This window comes from Kineobactrum sediminis (genome assembly GCF_002868715.1).
GTDB lineage: Bacteria > Pseudomonadota > Gammaproteobacteria > Pseudomonadales > Halieaceae > Kineobactrum > Kineobactrum sediminis.
Genome location: NZ_PKLZ01000002.1, coordinates 167,572 through 183,624 on the forward strand (window position 1 = coordinate 167,572; position 16,053 = coordinate 183,624).

Here is a 16,053-nt window from a genome sequence, read left to right on the forward strand (position 1 = left end):
CTCCTCTCGTAATGCCGGTAAGTCTAGCAGTGTTCCGATGTACACATAACCGCTGCAAAGCGGGTATTATAAAGGCTTAGCCCTTTGATTTGAGGAAATTTAATGACGCTTTACAAGCACAGAACCGTGCCCGTACTCGCGGCTCCACTTCTGTTGATGGGGGCACTCATTGCCCAGGCCGATACGGCTGCCACACAAGCGGACGAAATTGTACTGAAAAACGGTTCCCGGCTCCTTGGCACGATAACCGGCGTGCGCGATGGTATGGTCAAGATTGATACCGAATTCGCAGGCAGCATCAGTATCAAGCTCGAGCATATTGACAGCATGGAGGCCCACGATCCTGTGGTGCTCTTGCTTGAAAACGGCACGGTTGTGGAAAGCCAGGGTATTGCCGTAGAGCAACAAGAGCTGGTGCTCTCCACCCCGGAGGCGCCTGCAAGCCGATACCCTCTGCAGGATCTGGCGCTCACCGACCCGGCACCCTGGGAGCTGGGGCAGGGGTATAACTGGACCGGCCTGGCCAGCGCTGCACTCAGCCTGCAACGAGGTAATACCGACAGTGATGAGTTTGACTACAAGCTCGATGCGTCCTGGCGCAGTACCGAAGACCGCTACACCGCGCTTTTGAGCGGTGAGGTAGACGAAGCGAATGGAGTCAGGAATGCCGAGAACTGGTCCATACTCGGCAAATATGACCGTTTCCTCGACGGCCCCTTGTACTGGGGTATTAACGCCTCTGTGGAACAGGATGAGTTTGCCGATGTTGACCTGCGCTACTATCTTGGTCCCTACCTGGGCCGCGAATTTTACAGCAAGCCGGTACTGAACCTCTCAGGCGAGGCGGGCCTGGTGTTGGTGGATGAGGATTTCATTATCGCGGAGGACGAGCAGTACCTCGGCGCCAACTGGACGGTAAATGCGTCCAGTAATTATCTCGGCGGCGACTCACGCCTGTACCTGAGGCATACCGGCATCTGGAATCTTGATGAAACGGATGAATTCATTCTCCATCTGGCGATGGGCCTGGGGTTTCCCCTGTTGGCACAAATTGAAGCTGCCGCAGAGATTTTGCTGGACTATGACAGCGGTCTGCCAGCGGAAGTGGACAGTCTGGACCAGGCCTACCGATTCCGCATAGGCTACTCCTGGTAGCACCGCTGGGGAGGCTGTGTGCTGCTTCCCCCATGATTTGCGTCAGTCGCCAGTGCCGGCTGCCTCCATGCTGCGCCTGCTCTTGATCTGTGTCTGTATGGCTTCAACATGCGCCTGGCTGGTGGTTACCCGGGCAATAATCAGCAGTGCGATGACCAGCGGCGGGATAACACCCAGGCCGAGTGCATAGACTAACCCGTGCAGGGTACCCATCGAGACTTCACCCGGCCGCATACCGGCTTCAAGACCCACGACATCCAGCGCCAGGCCGCCATAGAGCGGCCCCACGACGGTCGCCATTTTGCTGACAAAGTTGATCACTGAGAAAAACCCCGCCTCCTGGCGTACACCGTGATCCAGTTCGTGCTCGTCAGTGAGATCCGCCACCATGGAAGTACTGTTCACGATGCGTACCAGAAACAGGTACATGAAGATCAGCATGAAAATAAAATTGAGGACGAAAGCCAGCTGCTGATTATCGTCTGGCAGCCAACCCGCAAGCTGCGGCGGATAGAGCCAGAGACAATTGAGGATAAGACCGGTCAGCGCAAACTGAACCAGCCTGTGTTTGGGCAGTAGACGACCCAATGGACCCAGGGTCAGCATCGCCAAAACCACGGCGAGTAAGGTGGGCACCGACAGGATAATGGAGATTTCCAGCGCGGAAAATTCCCAGAAAAAAGTCCACACCAGCATATTGAGGCTGGCAATGACGCCATAAGCGGATGTCGCTGCGAGATCGTAGGCGATCAGGTAGCGGAAATTGCGATTACCCAGCGTGCGCCACAAGTCGCGACTCAGCTCGATAAACGTGGTGCGACTGCCCCCGGGCTGGGCCACCTCGGGCTGGATATAATGCCGCGTACCGAAAGTGCTGATCGAGGCCATAACCCAGATCACGATGCATGACAGCAGGCCATAGAGTGGGTAATTTGCGCGCTCGAAGCGACCGTCGACACCACTGTACTCCGGAAAAATAAAGGCCAGGGCAAGGGCGGGCAACAGCACCGCACACAGAAACATGAAGCCCATGCGCGCGCCCAGTATCTGGGTGCGTTCGTGGTAGTCGGAAGTAATCTCCGCAGACAGCGCCAGGTGTGGAATGCCGAATGTGGTGACGAACGTGCGGATCCACAGTGACCAGAACAATAGCCAGGCGGCAAGCAGGCCGCTGCTGTCAATCGCCCATTGCGGCGGCGCGAACAGGCCCAGAAAACCCACGCCAAGGGGCAGGATGCTCAGTGCCATGAATGGGTGTCGGCGCCCGAAACGACTCCGCAGCCGGTCGGACAGGGAGCCTACCAGCGGATCGGAGATGCCATCCCAGAGCAGGCTGGTGGCAATGATAAGGCCTGTGATGGTACCGCTGAGACCCAGCACCTGGGTATAAAACAGCAGTACGAACATGGTGTAGGCCGCTTCCTTGACCGCACCAACTGCGCCTCCCGCACCATACAGGAGACGAATTCCAACTCTGCTCACTGAATCAGGGAGGCGGCCATGATAACGTTGGCCCCTTTAACGACCGCCCTTGACCAGGCTGCGGAAGCGATCGGCCAGCGTTTCATGCTTATAATCGGTGAACTCGCCTGCATCCATGAACATGCCGTGTTCACTACAGGTCTCGTACCAGATATGCTTTTGCAGGCTGTCGGAGGTTTTTTCCATGTCCTTGCCACAGCGTGGGCAGGCGATGTCCTCTACCTTATCCCATTTCTTGCCGTCGCTTGAGCTGCCGGAATCCAGTGCATCGCCCATCCATTTGTCTTTCAGCTGGTCGGCTTCACCGGTATCAAACCATAGCCCCTGACAATGTGTGCAACGGTCGATAGTTACGCCACCATAGGACACTTCTTCCATACCATGTCCACACTTTGGGCACTTCAGGCTGTGCACGTCCGGGTTATATTCCATCTTGTTGTCCTGTTACGTCTGGTTGATCTGATAGTGATGCATGATTGAGCCAGTCGCGAGTCTAGCGCAGGCCACGGTGTTTGTCCCCCCCAGCGTGCAGCAATCAGCGCAACGGGGTTCGGGTTGCGCGCGTTGGGCTGGGGGGTGCCGCTATTATCGTACCCGGAAAGCTGCTATTTTTCAGGCATTAAGCGTGTTGCCAGAGAGTTGTTGATGCAGGGATTCGTTCTGTCGTTACTATTACTGATGGTGCCAGTTGGGCACGCTGCAGCGACTATCCCGACTAACATCGACCTGCGTGATCGGTGTCCTCCGGGATTTGAGCTCACTGCCGGACGATGTGATTTCCGCAGCCTCTACCAGCGCTACGATTCGCTGCAGGATGCCGGTGTCGGCGGATTGAAAACAGGCCTGCCGCGACACCGTGACGGCTTCAGCCCCCAGCAGATCGACCTTGGGCGCTACCTTTTTTTGACCCGCTGTTATCGGCGGACCAGACCCTTTCCTGCGCCAGCTGCCACCAGCCGGACCGTGGCTTTGCCGATGGCAGCGGGCGTAGCGTGGGCGCTTCAGGCCAACGACTGGATCGCTCTGCACCCAGCTTGTGGAATGTTGCCTTTTTCCAGGTGTTTTTCTGGGATGCGCGTGCCGCGAGCCTTGAGGAGCAAATGCTGGGCCCGCTGTATGATCCCCGGGAAATGGCCAATACGCCAGCGCAGTTGCTGGCTGCCCTTCGCGGAACGCCCGCCTACCGCCGCTTGTTTGCGCAGGCCTTTCCGGATGCATTCGCGGCAGATGACGCGCGGATTCAGCTCGACCAGTTGTATACGGCACTGACCGCCTTCCAGGCCTCCCTGGTATCACTGAACAGCCGCTACGATCACTATGCGCACGGTTATGCCGACGCGTTAACCGCCCGTGAGCAGGAGGGCCTGAATGTGTTTCGGTCTTTTGTCGCGCGCTGTGCCGAGTGCCACACCCCGCCGCTTTTTACCAACCAGCAGATTGCGGTCATCGGCACTCCCGAGCCGGAGGGCCTGCCCTTTGATCCCGGCGCCCAATTGAGCCTTGGCGAACCCAGCCAGCGTGGCGGCTTCCGGATACCGACCTTGCGCAATATCGCACTCACGGCCCCCTACATGCACTCCGGGCGCTTTGCGACCCTGCGTGACGCCGTGGCATTCTATACCGGGGGGCGCGGACACGCGGTACCCGAGGGTGAGGATCTCAAAATACACTGGCATATATGGGAGCCGCGGTTGCGGGATGAAGAGATTGACGCGCTGGTCGATTTTCTGCATACACTCACCGACGAAAGCCTGAAACCGGCCGAGCCGACACTACTTCCCTCCGGGCTCTCGGCCATGCACGGGCCACAGTGATCAACAATAATAATGGAGCAGGCAGCATGATAAAGAAACTGATTCTATCGCTAGCGGCGCTGGCTTTGCTGGCCGGTGGTTTTTACCTTGGCCAGGCGCGGCAACCGGGGCCGACGATAATCATGGCCCCCGCGGCTACAAAAGCAGCCTTCCGTCCAACGGGAGAGCAGGAAATGGGGGAACAACGTGGGTCGGCTGCACGAAGCCTGGCAACGCCAACCAGCGGTGAGCTGCTTCTGGTACGCGACGGAGAGTCGATCCAGGCCGCTATCAACCGCGCCCAACCGGGTGCCGTCATCAAGGTAATGCCCGGCACTTACCGGGAAACCGTTTATATCGACAAGGACAATATTACTCTCTCCGGTGTGATTGAGCGCGGTAAGTATCCTGTGCTGCAGGGCGAGGACATGCGTAATGACGCCATCCTCTACTCCGGTAACGGCGTTACTATCGAGAACTTTTATATCACCCGTTACAAGGGCAACGGGATCATGGGGCAGGCGGGTAACAATTATATTATTCGCAATAACATAATTGTCGACACCGGCGTCTACGGGATTTTTCCCCAGCTTGGCAAGAACGGTATCGTTGCCCATAACGTGGTTTCCGGAATTGAGGACGCCGCCATTTACGTCGGCATGTCTGACAACGTGGATGTCATTTATAACCAGGTATTTGAAAGTGTTGCCGGTATTGAAATCGAAAATAGTCGCCAGGCGCTGGTGGAAGGCAATACGGTTTACAACAATACCGGCGGCATCCTGGCTTTCATTACGCCCGGCCTGCCGATCAAGACCTGCGGCGATGTGTTGATCCGCAATAATTTCATAACGGGCAACAATCACGAGAATTTTGCGATCCCGGGCTCCCTGGTCGCCAATATTCCCGCCGGTACCGGGGTGCTGGTTATGGCCTGCGATGACGTTGTGATAGAAGGCAATATCATTTCCGATAACGATTCCGTGGGTATTATCCTTACTGATTTCAGTATGGCTGACAATGCCGCCACCGATCCCGATTCTGATCCGTGGCCCAATCGCCCGGTGATCCTCAACAATGTGATGCGCAACAACGGCGGCAGCCCGGCGCCGGTGGTGCGGGCTATCCTGGCGACGATGCTGGAAACCAGGGGTCCTGATATTATCGACACCACCGGGGCCGACGACGGCTGCATTCTGTACCCGGAACGATTTCGAACCATCGGCCTTGATCAATACGGCGACTGCAGTTTTGAGACCACTTCCAATATTGCGACTTACATGTTGCCGGAACCGGTGCCACCACGTGACCTTGCCGGGATGGATACTGGAAAGCTGGCCTATTATGGAATTTGCGCGGGCTGTCATGCCTATAATTCAAGATTGATCGGGCCCTCGGTGCAGATGGTGCAGGTACGCTACAGGGATGATCCCGAAGGTATCGCGGACTATATTGCGAGTCCTGTAAGGACGCGCCCCGACTATCCCGAAATGCCGCCACAGGGTCATCTTGATTACGAAACAAGGCTCGCCGCTGCAAATTTCATGCTGCGCTTGCAGAACTAGTGTTTTCGATCAAAAAATAGGCATTGCACAGCGCGTGATTAAGCCTACACTAAGAAAGCGGTATCCGTTTCCTTCAGAGAGAGCACATGCCCATGTTAGAAAAAGAAATGGCCCAGGCCGTCAAGATGGCCGAGCAGGCAAATAAGAAAGTTGAGCAGTTGCAAAAAAAACTCATCTCCGAAACAGAGAAAACCCAGTCACGGGTAAAAACAGATCTTGCGACTGCACGCAGAAAGCATACGGCTGCGAATACGCGCCTGAAGAAAGCGCGCGCAGGACTGCGCAGCAAAAGCGGCAACGTCAACATGAAGCAGGTCGACAACCTGGTTAAGCAGGTCAGGGAACTTGCGGAATCCGTTGCCGGAATCGCCAAGGCTGCCTACGCCTCCATGGAAAAGCTGCTGCCGATTCAGGCAGACCTGGCACTGGAGTCCAGCAGGGCGCAGGCTGCTTCCAGGGCGGCGGCTCTGGTAGAAAAGACTGCCGAAACCCGCACCAAGGCCAAGAAAAAGGGTGCCGCGAAGAAGACTGCTGCGAAAAAATCGGCACCTGCGAAGAAAAAGGCACCGGCAAAAAAGAAAACAGCAGCGAAAAAAGCGCCCGCCAAGAAAAAGGCACCTGCCAAAAAGAAGGCAGCAGCCAAAAAGGCGCCGGCAAAAGAGCAATCCGCCGCTACGTCCTGAGCCACGGTTAACCACCTCGCCGCTTCTGCTGTCACTTGTGACAGCAGAAATCAGCGTGTCGGTAAAACGCGTATAAGCCTGCCGTCTTCGTGGTCGGTTAACAGGTATATGTGGCCGTCATTGCCCATATATACATCGCGGATTCGTTCGCCAGCTTCCTGAAAGAGACCCTCTTCCGCTACTACCTCGCCCTTGTCGAGTTTCAGCAAACGAACTTCCTTGTCTACCAACGCTCCCACCAGTAGTTGTCCCCGCCACTCGGGGAAGTGTTCGCCGTTGTACCAGGCCAGTCCGGAAGGCGCGATACTGGGTACCCAATAATGCACTGGCCCGGTCATTCCGGGCAGTTCCGTGAAGGGCGATACATAAGCGCCACTGTAGTCGAGGCCATAAGTCACTACAGGCCACCCGTAATTGTTGCCGGGGCTGAGCACATTGACTTCGTCTCCACCCTTGGGGCCGTGCTCGTGCAGGTAGACGGTTTTGCTGTCCCCGGCCAGTGCCAGGCCCTGGGGATTGCGGTGGCCAAGCGTCCAGACGCGTTCGCTACCGGGTTCACTGAATGGATTGTCCGCGGGTACACTGCCATCATCATTGATACGCAGGACCTTGCCCAGTTCGCTGCTGACCACTTGGGCCTGGTCCCGGTAATCGAAGCCGTCACCGGTTGCCAGCAGCAGCGTAGTGTCGGGTAAAAACAGCAACCTGCCGCCGTAGTGCTGGACAGTATCCTTCTTGTCTTTTACCCAGAGAATGTCCTCGGCATCGAGCAGCGCGGTACCCTCCAGTCGTGCGCGCATGATTGCAGTGCCGTTCGCCTGCGGTGTGCCGCGCGCATAGGCGAGATAAACCAGCCTGTTGTCACTGAAACCCGGATGCAGGACGATATCAAAAAAGCCGCCCTGGCCCCCAACCAGGGTATCCGGTACCCCGCTGACGTTAGTGCGGGAAGTGCCGTCTTCCGCGATGAGTAACAGCTTGCCGCGGCGCTCCGTAACCAGGAAGTCCCCATCCGGTAATTGTGCTATTGACCAGGGGTGGTGCAGCCCGTCGGCAATCGTTTCCAGCGTATAGTCGGCAGCGGCAACAGCAACGCTTGTTAGTAACAGCAGTGCCGAAAAAGTGCGGGCGATCAGGGAGGGTGTGTGCATGGGCTTTTCCTTTACGGAGGTTAGGTTCATTATAAAGACTTGTTGGTGAAGAGGTAGGGTTCAATGATTCGGGTACTGAGTGGATTTTTCCCGGCGGTAATCGCGGCGTATGTGATTGGTAGCCTGTTGGCAACACAGCTGGTACTCGCAAACCTTGCCTCGATGGGCGTGGACATCTCACTGACAACACGTTTGCACGCGAGCCTGCATGACTTGCTTGGTATGGCGACCAGCTATCTGTTGCTGATTCTGGTGGCATTCATTATTGCGTTGCCGGTGGCCGCGGGGCTGGCCCGGTGGCCAGTGGTTCCGGGCTCACGGACATTCTGGTTTACGCTCGCCGGCTTTGTCGCGCTGGTCGCGCTGCACCTGATTATGCGCCAGGTGCTGGGTGTATGGCCGATAGCGGCTGCCCGCGAGTGGCCCGGCCTGTTGATGCAGGGCTGCGCAGGGGCAGTAGGCGGTTTTTTATACAGCTACATAAGCCGTCCGGGGCGGCTGAAGCTGGAGTCGCCAGGGCCATAGTGTAACGGCTTTACTCGTGGCGACGCGGGATGCCCTGGTTGCTGCGGCTCACATTGGCGGCAGGTTGATTGGGCAGCGTAATCTGATACTCGATCGGGAAGTCCACATCACTGCGAGACCGGTCAAGTGTGATCAGGCCTACCTGGTCAATGGTCAGCCAGGCGCCGCAGGCTTCTCCCGCATCACAGATGAACAGGTCGTTATCGGCATCGGAGCCGGCGAATATCTGGTATTCGCCCGCGGGCAATGCCGGAAAAGTGTAGCGATAGCGGCCCTCTGCAACACGCACGGCAAACTGGTCGACAACACTGTCCGTGGCCGGGTCAAACACCAGGATATAAACCGTACCAACATCCGACCCGGCAGCGTCACCCACAGACATCAATACCCGCACTTGCAGTGCATTGGCGGTGGAGCGGGCGGTAACGGTGGCCTCATAAAGGCCGTCTGCCAGTCCCTGCCGCTGAACCTGCAACGTGTAAAGACCAAGGCCATCGCTGTCTGTCCGTGTTGGCGTTACCAGCAGCCAGTCCGCGTCATCACTGACCTCCAGTACGCTGAGCTCATCGCCGCCACCATTTCTGAGTACCAGTTCCAGGGTGTCCGTGGTGGCGCCGAAATTGAGTGTGGTGGCAGAGGCCGCCAACAGGGCGGGGGGCCTGAATTCATCGCCGTTGCTTGCCAGTGCGGCGTCAATTGCACGGCGGGCATTGATCAGGCCATGACCATACAAATCATCTCGACCCGGCTCGCCAAGATCATCGGTGAGTGCACCGCTGGCGAGCAGGGTATCAATCTCGGCCGGGGAGAGCGCGGGGTTTACCGATTTCATCAGGGCAATAATGCCTGCAACATGTGGCGCGGCCATAGAGGTGCCGCTCAAGAACACGTACGCGAATTCAATGCCGATATCGCCGGCCCGGCCACCGGTACTGAGGACCCCGTCGGGGTAACCATCACCATTAAAGTCAGTGCTGCTGTCGCCGCCGGGTGCAGCGACATCAATAGTGACACCGCGGTTACTGTAGCCAGTGATCCGCCGCTGCCCATCAACTGCAGACACGGAAATCACCCCGTTATAGGCGGCCGGATAGCTCGGGACAGTACTGGCCTGGTTGCCGGCAGAGGCAACAATGGTAATGCCACGATCGCGCAAAGTAAGGAACAGGTCCTGGTCAATCTGGCTGAAGCCGCCGCCGCCAAGGCTCAGGTTAACAATGGTTGCTGGCTGTACCGGTACGGTTCCCGAATCATTCGGCAGGCCGGCGGCGAAGCGCACCGCCTGTGCAACATCATAGGAGGTGCCGCCATCGTTACCGAGGCCGCGCAAGGGCATAACCCGGCTGCTCCATGCGCTGCCGGTGACGCCGATGCGATTGTTGCCGGCAGCGGCAACGGTGCCCGCGACGTGAGTGCCATGAAAGCTGCTGGCGGCGGGGTTGTCGCTGTTGCCCGGGTCCTCGGGATTCGGGTCAATGCCATCGCCATCAGCCGCCACCTGCGGGTCGCGTACGAAGTCATAGCCAGCTACCAGTCGCCCGGACAGGTCGGGGTGCCCGGAGAGAATGCCAGTATCCACGACCCCGACAATAACCGAGGCGTCACTGGTCGTGGTGTCCCAGGCAGCCGGCAGGGCGATAAGTGAGTAGTGCCATTGCAGCGGAAACAGGTTGTCGTCAGGGTCAAAAGTTGAATGCAGGCGATAATTGGGTTCAGCGTAACGTACGCCTGGCGTGCGGCGCAGTGACTTGACGCTGAGCAGTGTTTCCCAGCGCTGTTGCCGCCGTTGATCGGTAAACTGGTATTTGCGCTTGCTGGCCCGTCCCAGGCGCCTTTGCTCGGCCATCCCTTCCCGAAGTGCCAGCAGGCGGGCCCGCCCGGCGCCGCCGGCGCGCTGTTGCATGCCCATGTCCTGGGGCAGGGCGTCATAATTGTTGTTCACATACTCCACTACGATTTCGCCGACCACGATTTCGGGTTCCACCCCCTGTACGGCAAGTGCCTGGCTTCCCACCGCCAGAATATAATTGGTGGCGCCTTCGAATAGGGTTACATTGATAAAATAGGTGCCGGTGGCTGGTGCTGTTACCGATTCGATTTCCCCGGTTTCAATGGAGAAATCTTCTACGTCACCCGCTTCAGAGAGTAGGTACAGGTCTGCATCGGCATCCTCGAAATCGGCTACCAGCAGTGTTACGGATTGTCCCTGTAGCAGCTCCACCCGGTAGTAGTCGTCGATATCACCTTCAACCCGGGAGCGGCCCTCATCACCACTGCCGGGTTCATTGACATAGCCACCCAGTGTGATCGGGTTGTCCAGTGGTTGTGCGCTTGCCAGGGTGTCATTCGGGGTAAGCAGAGTGGATGGGTCATTGGTGTCGCCGTCGACGGCGTGGTTGGCCGAGGCCAGCACGCTGCCGCTCAGGCTGAAAGTAACATCGTTGCTATCCCCGGTAATGGTGACCGTGACGGTGATGCTGGCCTCGGCATTGTCGTTGTCGGTGACCGTCAGTGAAAACGCCAGGGAGGTGTTCGCGCCAACCTGGGGCGCGGTGAAACTGGCCTGGGGGCTGTCACTGCCCTGCAGCACGACTGCGGGGCCGTCCACCTGCTGCCATTGGTAGCTGATGATGCGGCCATCGCTATCGCTGGAAGCGCTGCCGTCCAGAACCACCGTTGCCCCGGGCGTTGCGCTTGTCGGTGCGCTGGCATTGGCGAGTGGCGGTTCGTTGGGTTCCACCACCGGCTGGACCGTGTCTCCGCCCCCACCCCCGCAGGCAGCCAGCAGGAACATGAGGCCGATAGCACTAGTGAACTGCCCCGCAAGCTTACACAGCATTTCAGCCATCTCCGGTTTCATGTCTGGCACGGTGCCATTAGTATGGACGGCAGGGAACCAGTGTAGTCGATTTTCGCTACCGTTATGCTCCTGTTTGTGAGGCAGGTCAAGCGACGCCCGGTGCTCGGCAAGCAAGTCTGTTTTGGGCTGCCTGCCAATAATGTCCGGCAAATTGATATCAGGTTTTTATTTCGATTAACCGGTAGCCGCTATCCCTGGTGATACAGAGCCAGGTACCGTCTTCGCGCTGTTCAATCCAGGGTGTTACGGGCACTGCCCGGCTGGTTTTGGCCGCGCTGAATGCACTGGCGATATCCGGGTACTGGCTGAGTTTGTCCAGAACACAATGGGTGGGGAACATCAGATCGTAAAGGCCGTCATGGGCACGCGCTATCGCCGCTGCCGGTTTAATCCAGATTGAATCCGTAGATTCCGTGCCATCGTGAACGGCGAGATGGTCCTGGGGAGCCCGTGCCAGGAAAAAATGGGTGTCGAAACGGCGCGACATGAAGGGGGGAGTCACCCAGTGGGCGAAGTGTGCCAGCTGATCGCAGGCCAGGCGCAGGTTCTCCCGCTGCAGAAACTCGGCAATGGTGAGGTCACCCTGGTGTAGTGCCTGCCGATAATGGCCCAGGGCCTCCAGCCGGGAACCATTCACGAGGTTGCCACTGGTGCCTTCGCGCGCCAGCAGAATGCCGCACTCCTCAAAGCTTTCGCGGATTGCGGCAACCTCCAGGGCTCGATTGCTGATGTCGGGTGCCGCACCCTCGAGGTTAAGGGCGAGCGCGGCGCTACTATCCGCCTGGTCAACCTTGCCGCCCGGAAATACCAGTGCGCCACCGGCAAAATCTATTTTCTGGTGTCTTACCACCATGAATACCTCGATACCATCTTGGCATTGCCGCAGCATGATAACGGTGGCCGCCGGCTCGGGTGTTGGAGGTGTTGCTGCGGGTTCAGTCACGGAGAGTATTGCTCATCAATGGTCGTACGGGATTCAGCGTGATTCATGTTTGCCCTGGTCAGTCGTGACGGCTGCGGGATCGCAAATAACCCGTTCAAACATTTCCCGCGCCTCCTCGAGCTTGGCAAAAATCGGGTAGCTGCTGTCTATCGCCCAGCTGGTGGTGAGCACATTGAGGGTGCCCACCACCATTGAGGCGAGAATCTCCGGGCTGAAAGCGGGGGTGGTATCTCCCAGGGCCTGGCCTGCGGCGAACAGCCGGGCAAAGCTGTCCAGTGCGGAATTATTGATATCGCGCTGTTGCTCCGGATTATTGGCGAATACCGTGGGGGCGGCGAGAATCAGCTGTCGGTCGATGTCCTCGTAAGTGGAAAAACTGGTTTCGATATAGTCAATCATCGCCTCCAGGCGCGCCCGGGTAGTGCGGTGATTCTTGATCAGGGTTCGCAGCATCGGCCCCGACTGGCTGTAAAGACGCGATACCCCCAGCCCGCCCAGCAGGGCATGCTTGTTGGGGAAATAGCCATAAAAAGTGCGTCGTGCAACCTCAGCTTCGGCGCAAATCTGCTCGATACTGGTTTCTTCTATTCCCTGGCGGCGGAACAGTTCATAGGCCGCATCTTCAATCCGGGCGCGGGTCTCGAGTTTGCGCTTTTCACGCCGTCCGGGTGTTGCCGCAGTTACGTGCATGAATTCGCCGTAATGTTGTTGCATTTCAAAAACCATTAAACTAATTTGTATACAAATGTGCAATATTGCGCAGGTGAATAGCTTTCATAATAGCAGCATCCAACCGTTTTTTGAGAGGATTGTCATGTCTGATCGTTTGATAGTGGTGTCTTCGGACTGCCACGCCGGGCTCCACATCTCCGACTACAAGCCTTATGTCGAGTCAAAGTATCACGACATCATGGATATGGCTGTCCCTGTGCAGATAGAGATGACTGAAAAGGCCGAGCAGAGTTTCCTGATCAAGGAGATCAACGATGCCTGGCGCGCGCCCATCAAGCAGCAATTGACCGGTGCCTGGGATTACCGCGAGCGCCTGAAAATGCTCACTGATGACGGTATTGCCGCCGAGGTGATCTTTCCTGATGGCATCACCGAAATGAACACGCCGCCGTTCGGCGCCGGCCTGGGGCTATCGCCCCGGGACCAGGTGCCGGAACTGCAGTGGGCCGGTGCAATGGCCCATAACCGCTGGCTGGCCGAATTCTGTGGCAACAATCCGGACCGGCATATCGGCGTTGCCTCCATTCCCCTGTTATGGGACGTGCAGCAGGCGGTGGAGGCGGTGCGCTGGTGTGTGGACAATGGATTGCGCGCGGTAATGATTCCCACGCTGTGGGGCGAGCACGCGCCCTATCACGATACCCGCTACGACCCTTTCTGGGCCGTGTGCGAAGATCTCGGAGTGATCGTTCACTTTCATTCCGGGCCGGCACCGCACCCGGAATATTTTGGCAAGACCTGGCCCGCCGAGGACCGCAGTGACGAATTGCCCGGCGCCATGGGCATTTATGTCTCCGAGGTGATGTGGTGGCTGTACCGGCCCCTGACCTTCATGCTCTGGGGTGGGGTATTCGAGCGCTATCCCAGGCTCAAGGTGGTCATGACCGAAGGGGGCACGGTGTTCATGCTGCCACCATGGCTGCGATTGCTGGACCACAATTACACCGATGTGCAGTTTTCCGCCAAGCTGGGGGATTTCCGCAGCCATCTGTCCATGTCACCCAGCGAGTACTTCCAGCGCAATATCGCGGTGGGCGCTTCCTGTGTGCCGCGCAAGGATATCGATTTGCGCAACGTGATCGGCGTAGACAAGCTAATGTGGGGCAGCGACTACCCGCATCCGGAAGGTACCTGGCCCAACACTCGCGATTATTTCCGCGACACCTTTGCCGGTGTGCCGGAGGCGGACGGGCGCAAGATCCTTGGCGAGAACGCAATTGCCTGGTATGGCCTGGACCGGGCCCGATTGCAGGCGGTAGCCGATAAGATCGGGCCCGCTACCTCTATTTTTGACAATGCAGGAGCAGCCGCATGAGCACTATCGTAGAAGCCTGTGAATCCAAGACCAATACCACACCCGAATTCCCCATGGGCTGGTACTCGGTAGCGCGTAGTCACGAATTACAGATTGGTGAAGTCAAGCGGGTGCACGCGTTCGACCGCGAATTCGCCCTGTACCGCACCCGCTCGGGTGCGGCGGTACTCCAGGATGCCTACTGCCCGCACCTGGGTGCCCACCTGGGTGTCGATGGCCGGGTTATCGGTGAATCCCTGCGTTGTCCGTTCCATGGCTGGCGTTTTGACACCACCGGCAATTGCGTGGAAATTCCCTACTGCGACGAAATACCCGAGCGTGCCAAAATTCGCACCTGGCATACCCGGGAGCAGAATAACGAGGTTTATATCTGGTTCCATCCGCAAAACCTGGCGCCGAAATGGGACCTGCCGTTGCTGGGTGAGCTGGACGATGAAAAATGGACCGCGCCCCGCTATGCGGAATTCGAGGTGCCGGCGCATATCCAGGATATCGCGGAAAATTCCTGTGACCCGGTACATTTCCAGTACGTACACCGCCAGCCCGACGTGCCGCCGTCGGAGGTGACCATTGACGAAGACGGCCGTACCCTGCACCTGCGTGCGGATGCCAGCCAGTCGGACTTCCCGCACCAGCTACACGCCATGGTGCTGAATCCCGGCCTGGCGGTGGTGCGCACCTCCTACGGCCCCGAAGCCGAGATGCTGGTTTATAACAGTGCCCAGCCCATCGACAAGCACACTACCTTGTTGCGCTGGACGCTGTCGGTACGCCGGGAAATTGAAGACCTGGCCGGGGACGACGTAATGAAGGGAATCATCGCCGGCATTGGCGACGATTATCCGATCTGGGCCAACAAGGTGCACAAGCACCGGCCGGTGTTCTGTCGTGAGGACAAGTCACTGGTGATGTTCCGCAAGTGGGTGCGGCAGTTTTACATTGATGTGCGAGAAGTTTCCTGAACCGAAGAAACGCCCTGGCACGGGCGCTCGCTGCGCCCTGAAACGATAAGACCAATCAAAAGGAGGACTACCATGTCCAATGCTACTGGCGCCCCACAGGGAAATCCCGGAGACATCACCAACTGGCCCATGCTGAAGGTTGTTTATCGTACCGATCCCGACAAGATAGCGGCTCTGCTGCCACCGGGCATAGAGCCCGGAGCCAATCCCCATGTCACCCTGACGATTTACAATTTCCCGGTGCCCGATGAGCCCGAGTTCGGCATTCTGACCACGGTTGATGCTGACTATAACGGTATTGCCGGTGAGTATACGCTGGGTTACGGAATTGACCAGGAGTCCGCTATTTTCAATAGCCAGGAGATTAACGGCCAGCCCAAGTACCCCTGCACCACGGATTTTTACCGCATGGGTGACTCGGTGACTGCTCGCTGTACCCACCAGGGTTATACCTTTGCCGAGTTCAGGGGAACCTCTACCGGTGCGACTGAATTACCGCCGGAATTTGAGCTTAATGAATGGTGGATCAAGGTTTCCCGCGCGGTCGGCCTGATGCCTGATCCCGCTCGCGGTTATGATTTCCCGCCGCATGTGGTGCATGTGCGCAGCACCTATGGCACCGCCTGGCGCGAAGCGGTCGAGGGTGAACTGGTGCTGCGCGACAGCCCCTGGGATCCGCTGGCCAGCCTGCTGCCGATGCGCGAGCAGGTCTCGGCTCACCTGTGGTGGCCGATATTCCTGGGCCGGGAAATAACCCTGGCCGGCAAGCTGGATCCCGACGCCTTCATGCCTTTCGCGGACACCATCTCCGGTTCACGCTGGCCCGGCACCAACGGTGGCCCTCGCCGGAGTTGATCCCTGCCAGGTGAACGAACGCCGGGGTTGAT

General features: G+C 58.0%; 14 protein-coding genes. 8 read left to right on the top strand and 6 right to left on the bottom strand.

The window, feature by feature from the left end; translation table 11 throughout:
- Window positions 1-102: 102 nt before the first annotated feature.
- The gene (locus tag CWI75_RS04360) at window positions 103-1,155 is read left to right on the top strand and encodes a DUF481 domain-containing protein (protein ID WP_101520272.1); all 1,053 of its coding nucleotides are present in this window, start codon (window positions 103-105) and stop codon (window positions 1,153-1,155) included.
- A gap of 42 nt (window positions 1,156-1,197) precedes the next feature.
- Here the strand turns inward: CWI75_RS04360 and CWI75_RS04365 are convergent, their stop codons facing one another.
- Both CWI75_RS04365 and CWI75_RS04370 read right to left on the bottom strand, forming a co-directional pair.
- On the bottom strand, window positions 1,198-2,637 hold the full coding sequence (locus CWI75_RS04365) for an MFS transporter (protein WP_101520273.1): 1,440 nt from the start codon (window positions 2,635-2,637) through the stop codon (window positions 1,198-1,200).
- A gap of 36 nt (window positions 2,638-2,673) precedes the next feature.
- Window positions 2,674-3,069, bottom strand: a complete 396-nt coding sequence (locus CWI75_RS04370) for a zf-TFIIB domain-containing protein (RefSeq protein WP_101520274.1) — start codon at window positions 3,067-3,069, stop codon at window positions 2,674-2,676.
- 479 nt (window positions 3,070-3,548) lie between these two features.
- Between CWI75_RS04370 and CWI75_RS04375 the strand changes: the two genes are divergently transcribed.
- The 3 genes from CWI75_RS04375 to CWI75_RS18305 all read left to right on the top strand — a co-directional run bounded on the left by CWI75_RS04375 (window position 3,549) and on the right by CWI75_RS18305 (window position 6,678).
- Window positions 3,549-4,451: a cytochrome-c peroxidase gene (locus CWI75_RS04375; RefSeq protein ID WP_338152689.1), complete on the top strand. Its 903-nt coding sequence runs from the start codon at window positions 3,549-3,551 to the stop codon at window positions 4,449-4,451.
- Between the two features lie 26 nt (window positions 4,452-4,477).
- Entirely contained in the window at window positions 4,478-5,995 is a 1,518-nt protein-coding gene (locus tag CWI75_RS04380; protein WP_101520275.1) for a parallel beta-helix domain-containing protein, read from the top strand.
- Between the two features lie 92 nt (window positions 5,996-6,087).
- Window positions 6,088-6,678 (top strand): hypothetical protein, encoded by a 591-nt coding sequence (locus CWI75_RS18305; protein ID WP_155523005.1) that lies wholly within the window; start codon window positions 6,088-6,090, stop codon window positions 6,676-6,678.
- A gap of 50 nt (window positions 6,679-6,728) precedes the next feature.
- Here the strand turns inward: CWI75_RS18305 and CWI75_RS04390 are convergent, their stop codons facing one another.
- The gene (locus tag CWI75_RS04390; RefSeq protein WP_101520276.1) at window positions 6,729-7,829 is read right to left on the bottom strand and encodes a PQQ-dependent sugar dehydrogenase; all 1,101 of its coding nucleotides are present in this window, start codon (window positions 7,827-7,829) and stop codon (window positions 6,729-6,731) included.
- Window positions 7,830-7,892: 63 nt separating this feature from the next.
- Between CWI75_RS04390 and CWI75_RS04395 the strand changes: the two genes are divergently transcribed.
- Window positions 7,893-8,354 carry a hypothetical protein gene (locus tag CWI75_RS04395; RefSeq protein ID WP_101520277.1) on the top strand — a complete coding sequence of 154 codons (462 nt, stop codon included), beginning with the start codon at window positions 7,893-7,895 and terminating at the stop codon, window positions 8,352-8,354.
- 10 nt (window positions 8,355-8,364) lie between these two features.
- Here CWI75_RS04395 and CWI75_RS04400 read toward each other — a convergent pair whose 3' ends face one another.
- The 3 genes from CWI75_RS04400 to CWI75_RS04410 all read right to left on the bottom strand — a co-directional run bounded on the left by CWI75_RS04400 (window position 8,365) and on the right by CWI75_RS04410 (window position 12,871).
- Window positions 8,365-11,193: a S8 family serine peptidase gene (locus tag CWI75_RS04400; RefSeq protein ID WP_162299982.1), complete on the bottom strand. Its 2,829-nt coding sequence runs from the start codon at window positions 11,191-11,193 to the stop codon at window positions 8,365-8,367.
- A gap of 178 nt (window positions 11,194-11,371) precedes the next feature.
- Window positions 11,372-12,157 (bottom strand): NUDIX hydrolase, encoded by a 786-nt coding sequence (locus CWI75_RS04405; RefSeq protein WP_241521076.1) that lies wholly within the window; start codon window positions 12,155-12,157, stop codon window positions 11,372-11,374.
- A gap of 33 nt (window positions 12,158-12,190) precedes the next feature.
- Window positions 12,191-12,871 carry a TetR/AcrR family transcriptional regulator gene (locus tag CWI75_RS04410; protein ID WP_162299983.1) on the bottom strand — a complete coding sequence of 227 codons (681 nt, stop codon included), beginning with the start codon at window positions 12,869-12,871 and terminating at the stop codon, window positions 12,191-12,193.
- A gap of 100 nt (window positions 12,872-12,971) precedes the next feature.
- Between CWI75_RS04410 and CWI75_RS04415 the strand changes: the two genes are divergently transcribed.
- The 3 genes from CWI75_RS04415 to CWI75_RS04425 all read left to right on the top strand — a co-directional run bounded on the left by CWI75_RS04415 (window position 12,972) and on the right by CWI75_RS04425 (window position 16,021).
- Entirely contained in the window at window positions 12,972-14,204 is a 1,233-nt protein-coding gene (locus CWI75_RS04415) for an amidohydrolase family protein (protein WP_101520281.1), read from the top strand.
- The gene (locus tag CWI75_RS04420) at window positions 14,201-15,166 is read left to right on the top strand and encodes a Rieske 2Fe-2S domain-containing protein (RefSeq protein WP_101520282.1); all 966 of its coding nucleotides are present in this window, start codon (window positions 14,201-14,203) and stop codon (window positions 15,164-15,166) included. The genes CWI75_RS04415 and CWI75_RS04420 overlap by 4 nt, the downstream gene beginning before the upstream one ends.
- A gap of 72 nt (window positions 15,167-15,238) precedes the next feature.
- Window positions 15,239-16,021 (top strand): acetoacetate decarboxylase family protein, encoded by a 783-nt coding sequence (locus CWI75_RS04425; RefSeq protein WP_101520283.1) that lies wholly within the window; start codon window positions 15,239-15,241, stop codon window positions 16,019-16,021.
- Window positions 16,022-16,053 lie beyond the last annotated feature (32 nt).

Excerpts from the sequence above, each read along its gene's own strand:
- CWI75_RS04360 (WP_101520272.1), top strand. The coding sequence starts at position 103 with ATGACGCTTTACAAGCACAGAACCGTGCCCGTACTCGCGGCTCCACTT.
- CWI75_RS04370 (WP_101520274.1), bottom strand. The coding sequence starts at position 3,069 with ATGGAATATAACCCGGACGTGCACAGCCTGAAGTGCCCAAAGTGTGGA.
- CWI75_RS04380 (WP_101520275.1), top strand. The coding sequence starts at position 4,478 with ATGATAAAGAAACTGATTCTATCGCTAGCGGCGCTGGCTTTGCTGGCC.
- CWI75_RS18305 (WP_155523005.1), top strand. The coding sequence starts at position 6,088 with ATGTTAGAAAAAGAAATGGCCCAGGCCGTCAAGATGGCCGAGCAGGCA.
- CWI75_RS04390 (WP_101520276.1), bottom strand. The coding sequence starts at position 7,829 with ATGCACACACCCTCCCTGATCGCCCGCACTTTTTCGGCACTGCTGTTA.
- CWI75_RS04395 (WP_101520277.1), top strand. The coding sequence starts at position 7,893 with ATGATTCGGGTACTGAGTGGATTTTTCCCGGCGGTAATCGCGGCGTAT.
- CWI75_RS04400 (WP_162299982.1), bottom strand. The coding sequence starts at position 11,193 with ATGCTGTGTAAGCTTGCGGGGCAGTTCACTAGTGCTATCGGCCTCATG.
- CWI75_RS04410 (WP_162299983.1), bottom strand. The coding sequence starts at position 12,871 with ATGCAACAACATTACGGCGAATTCATGCACGTAACTGCGGCAACACCC.
- CWI75_RS04415 (WP_101520281.1), top strand. The coding sequence starts at position 12,972 with ATGTCTGATCGTTTGATAGTGGTGTCTTCGGACTGCCACGCCGGGCTC.
- CWI75_RS04420 (WP_101520282.1), top strand. The coding sequence starts at position 14,201 with ATGAGCACTATCGTAGAAGCCTGTGAATCCAAGACCAATACCACACCC.
- CWI75_RS04425 (WP_101520283.1), top strand. The coding sequence starts at position 15,239 with ATGTCCAATGCTACTGGCGCCCCACAGGGAAATCCCGGAGACATCACC.